Here is a 4,302-nt window from a genome sequence, read left to right on the forward strand (position 1 = left end):
GCTCCGGCACGCCGCGGAGCTAAAGCGGTTTTCGCGGCGGAACTTCCTCCTCGGCGCGGGTGCTGCCTCCGTCCTGGCCGCGGACATGCTCTTTACCCGCCGGGTGCAGGCCGAGCGGCGGGTCAACAAGGTCCTTACGGTGCCCGACGACGTCGCCGAGCGGTACTTCCCGCGTGCCAGCTGGTTTCTCTTCCCGGGGTACAAGACCAGCTGGGAAGAAGCGCAGTGGATCCTGAACTCGCTGCGCGGTTCGCTGAACAAACGCGGCCAGCTGGCCGCCGTCGGCTATTCCAATGTGGGCCTGGACATCGACAAAATCGTGATCGCCGTCATCGAGCACGTCCGGGCAAATCAGCTCGACACCCTCTACTTCTACGGCCACAGCTTCGGCGGGATGGTCGCAGTCCAGGTCGCCGCCCGCTTGCTGGAACTGCACGGCGTCAAAGTGGCGTTCATCCTGCTCGATTCCAGCCCGGCCAGCAGGTACGACGTCTTGGACCAGAGCTGGTTCGAGGGGGTGGTGTTCCTCTACGAGAGCGGCTTCAGGTTCCCCACGGTGCTGCGCGGCGGCTACGAACTCGGCGAGCGGGTGCTCAACAAGCACGAACGCAGCTGGGGCCAGGTGCTGGACCAGACGTTGGAACAGCTTTCGCCGATCGCCCCGTCCAGCGTGCTGATCCAGACCGAATCGGCGTACATCTACCACTTCGACCTGAACCGCTTCGTCGGCAAGCTCGGGGACGTGAAGATGGCGTTCATCGGCAACCCCGCGGACGATACCGTGAGCTACGAAACGGCACGGGACACCTGGATGCTGCGGTTCAAAGCGAATATGGTCTCGGATTCGCTGCGGACGGACGGGGCCAGGCCCGCGCACGCCAGCCCACAATGGAGTCCCTTTGTCTACCGGCCGCTGATCGAAAAGCTCCAGGACGAGTTCCTGCCGCTGCCCTCCGGTGGCGGCAAGAAGACCGCTTTCTAACCGCTGCCCGGTCCCGGCCGGTGGCCTCAGATCTGGTTCATCAGGTCCGCGACCGAGTTCAGGATCTGGTTGGGCCGGAACGGGTAGGCAGCGATGTCGTTCCGGTGCGTGATGCCGCTGAGGACCAGCACAGTGTGCAGGCCCGCCTCCATGCCGGCGATGATGTCGGTGTCCATCCGGTCCCCGATCATGGCGGTGGTCTCCGAGTGCGCGTCGATCTGGTTCATTGCCGACCGGAACATCATCGGGTTCGGCTTGCCAACAATGTAGGGTTCACGGCCCGTCGCCTTGGTGATCAGCGCGGCGATCGCACCGGTGGCCGGCATCGGGCCGTCCTTGGACGGGCCGGTGGCGTCCGGGTTGGTGGCGATGAACCGCGCGCCGCCCAAAATCAGCCGGATGGCCATGGTGATGGCCTCGAAGGAATAGGTCCGGGTTTCGCCGAGCACCACAAAGTCGGGGTCCTGGTCCGTGAGGATAAAGCCGGCCTCGTGCAGCGCCGTCGTGAGTCCGGCCTCGCCGATCGTGTAGGCGCGGTTGCCGGAGTCCGAACCCCGCACCTGATCCTTGAGGAACTGGGCCGTGGCCAACGCCGAGGTCCAGATGTTCTCCTCCGGAATTTCCAACCCGGACCCCTTCAGCCGGGCCGCGAGGTCCCGGGGGGTGAAGATGGAATTATTGGTCAGGACCAGGAACCGCTTGGACGTGTCCACCCAGCGCTGGATAAGATCCGAGGCGCCGGGGATGGGCTGGTTTTCGTGCACCAGCACCCCGTCCATATCCGTCAGCCAGCACTCGATCTCCTGGCCGCTCCGGTACACCGAGGACGAGGAGCGCACGTCATCGGAATCTGACTGCTGGTCTGTCCCGTGGTCTTCGTATTGATCCGCCATGGTGCCCTCCGCCGATAGTGCCGCCGATAGTGTCCCGCTTCCGCTCCCAGTCTAATGTTGAGTCGTGACCGAACCCGAGACTCCCAGCGAACCCGACGCCGCCAGTACCGTGGCCGCACCGGACGGCGAGCCGGAAGCCAGGGCGGAGGTCGGCGTCGGACCCTGGCAGGGGCAATGGCCGGAGGGCGAGCAGTGGGACCCGGACCTGCTCGCGGATGGCGACCGCCGCAACGTGGTCGACAAGTACCGCTACTGGAAACACGAGGCCATTGTGGCCGAACTGGATTCGCGGCGCCACAACTTCCACATCGCGATCGAAAACTGGCAGCACGACATGAACATCGGCACTGTCGTGCGCACCGCCAACGCGTTCCTGGCCAAGGAAGTCCACATCATCGGACGACGCCGGTGGAACCGCCGCGGCGCGATGGTCACCGACCGCTACCAGCACGTCCGCCACCACCCCACCGTGGATGACTTTGTCGCGTGGGCCCAGGGTGAGGGACTGGCCATCATCGGGATCGACATCTTCCCGGACTCCGTTCCGCTGGAGACCTACGAATTGCCCCGTGACTGCGTTCTGGTGTTCGGCCAAGAGGGCCCGGGTCTCACCCCGGAGGTTCACGCGGCCGCCGTCGACACGCTGTCGATCGAGCAGTTCGGTTCCACCCGGTCCATAAACGCCGCCTCGGCCGCCGCGATCGCGATGCATGCCTGGATCCGCCGGCACGTCTTCGGCCAACTCCCCGGGTTGCTGCAGCCGTGAGAGCACGCCTAAGCGAAGGGGAGCGCCCGGCCGTATTACAGTCCCGCGTGACCATAACCACTGCGGTGGAGGAGGAATGGCTAGGATGGTGCGTAGCCGACGAGGTTCACTCCAGGGTCAATCCAGCCCGCAGACGAAATTCACTTTAGGAGTCAGCATGCCCATTGCAACCCCAGAGATCTACGCCGAGATGATCGACCGCGCAAAGACGGGCGGCTTCGCGTTCCCGGCAGTCAACGTCACCTCCTCACAGACCCTGAACGCGGCCCTGCGYGGCTTCGCCGAGGCAGAGTCCGACGGCATCGTCCAGGTCTCCACCGGCGGCGCTGCCTACTGGTCCGGCGCCTCCACCAAGGACATGGTGGCAGGCTCCCTGGGCTTCGCCGCGTTCGCCCGCGAGGTCGCCAAGAACTACGGCGTCAACATCGCCCTGCACACGGACCATTGCCCCAAGGACAAGCTGGACGGCTTCGTCCTGCCGCTGCTCGCCGCCTCCGAAGCCGAGGTGAAGGCCGGCCGCAACCCGATCTTCAACTCGCACATGTGGGACGGCTCGGCCGAGACCCTGCAGGAAAACCTCCGGATCGCCCGCGAACTGCTCGCGCGCACCGCAGCCGCCAAGATGATCCTCGAGGTCGAGATCGGCACCGTCGGCGGCGAAGAGGACGGCGTCGAGAACGCCATCAACGACAAGCTGTACACCACGGTGGAGGACGCCCTGGCGACCATCGACGCGCTAGGTTCCGGCGAGAACGGCCGCTACATCACGGCCCTGACCTTCGGCAACGTGCACGGCGTCTACAAGCCCGGCGGCGTCAAGCTCCGCCCGGAGATCCTCAAGGACATCCAGGAGCAGGTCGGCGCGAAGATCGGCAAGGCCAACCCGTTCGACCTCGTCTTCCACGGCGGCTCCGGCTCCTCCGAGCAGGAAATCGCGGACGCCGTCTCCTACGGCGTGATCAAGATGAACATCGACACCGACACCCAGTACGCCTACACCCGCCCGGTCGCGGATCACATGTTGCGTAACTACGACGGCGTCCTGAAGGTTGACGGCGAGGTCGGCAACAAGAAGCTCTACGACCCGCGCGTGTGGGGTGCGGCGGCCGAGGCGGGTCTGGCCGCCCGAGTGGTCGAAGCAGCCCAGCAGCTCGGTTCCACCGGCAAGACGTTCTAGCCGTGTCTGACGAGTTCCGCAAAAACCTGATGGGCCCGGAGCCCACGCTGCTACCTGCCGAGACCGAGGTCTACGCAGGACTGGAAGCGGGCCAGGAAGCCCTGGACCTGGTGGAGCAGCACCCGACGTCCTCGCTGCTCTGGGCCGTACTGGCCGAGGAAGCGTGGAAGGAAGGACGGACCATCGATTCCTACGCCTACTCCCGGGTCGGCTACCACCGCGGCCTGGACTCGCTGCGCCGCAACGGCTGGCGCGGCGTCGGTCCCATCCCGTGGGAGCACGAACCCAACCGCGGCTTCCTGCGCGCCCTCTACTCGCTGGGTCGCGCCTCCGCGGCAATCGGCGAGGCCGAGGAGCCGGAGCGGATCGAGAAGTTCCTCAAGGACTCCGACCCTACGGCCAAGGCAGCCATCGAAGCCGAGGGCTGACACAGCAATAACGACGGTTAACGACGACGGCGGGCGCTCACCTTTCGGTGGGCGCC

The 4,302-nt window shown here is 65.7% G+C and carries 5 protein-coding genes; 4 read left to right on the top strand and 1 reads right to left on the bottom strand.

All coding sequences use genetic code 11. The features are described 5' to 3' along the window. Positions 1 to 982 (top strand): thioesterase domain-containing protein (locus tag AB4Y86_RS13205; RefSeq protein WP_441402674.1); only part of this gene is annotated, 982 nt, incomplete at its 5' end. Between the two features lie 26 nt (positions 983 to 1,008). Here AB4Y86_RS13205 and AB4Y86_RS13210 read toward each other — a convergent pair. Further along, on the bottom strand, positions 1,009 to 1,875 hold the full coding sequence (locus AB4Y86_RS13210) for an HAD-IIA family hydrolase (protein ID WP_441402675.1): 867 nt from the start codon (positions 1,873 to 1,875) through the stop codon (positions 1,009 to 1,011). A 109-nt stretch (positions 1,876 to 1,984) separates the two neighbouring features. Here AB4Y86_RS13210 and AB4Y86_RS13215 point away from each other — a divergent pair, with 109 nt between their 5' ends. The 3 genes from AB4Y86_RS13215 to AB4Y86_RS13225 all read left to right on the top strand — a co-directional run bounded on the left by AB4Y86_RS13215 (position 1,985) and on the right by AB4Y86_RS13225 (position 4,246). Next, positions 1,985 to 2,641 (top strand): TrmH family RNA methyltransferase, encoded by a 657-nt coding sequence (locus AB4Y86_RS13215; RefSeq protein ID WP_441402678.1) that lies wholly within the window; start codon positions 1,985 to 1,987, stop codon positions 2,639 to 2,641. A gap of 157 nt (positions 2,642 to 2,798) precedes the next feature. Then, the gene (gene fbaA / locus AB4Y86_RS13220; RefSeq protein ID WP_441402676.1) at positions 2,799 to 3,818 is read left to right on the top strand and encodes a class II fructose-bisphosphate aldolase; all 1,020 of its coding nucleotides are present in this window, start codon (positions 2,799 to 2,801) and stop codon (positions 3,816 to 3,818) included. A gap of 2 nt (positions 3,819 to 3,820) precedes the next feature. Next, positions 3,821 to 4,246 carry a DUF3151 domain-containing protein gene (locus AB4Y86_RS13225; RefSeq protein ID WP_441402677.1) on the top strand — a complete coding sequence of 142 codons (426 nt, stop codon included), beginning with the start codon at positions 3,821 to 3,823 and terminating at the stop codon, positions 4,244 to 4,246. Positions 4,247 to 4,302 lie beyond the last annotated feature (56 nt).

The sequence above is a fragment of the Arthrobacter sp. 2YAF22_2 genome, assembly GCF_052114645.1.
Taxonomy (GTDB): Bacteria; Actinomycetota; Actinomycetes; order Actinomycetales; family Micrococcaceae; genus Arthrobacter.

Excerpts from the sequence above, each read along its gene's own strand:
- AB4Y86_RS13210 (WP_441402675.1), bottom strand. The coding sequence starts at position 1,875 with ATGGCGGATCAATACGAAGACCACGGGACAGACCAGCAGTCAGATTCC.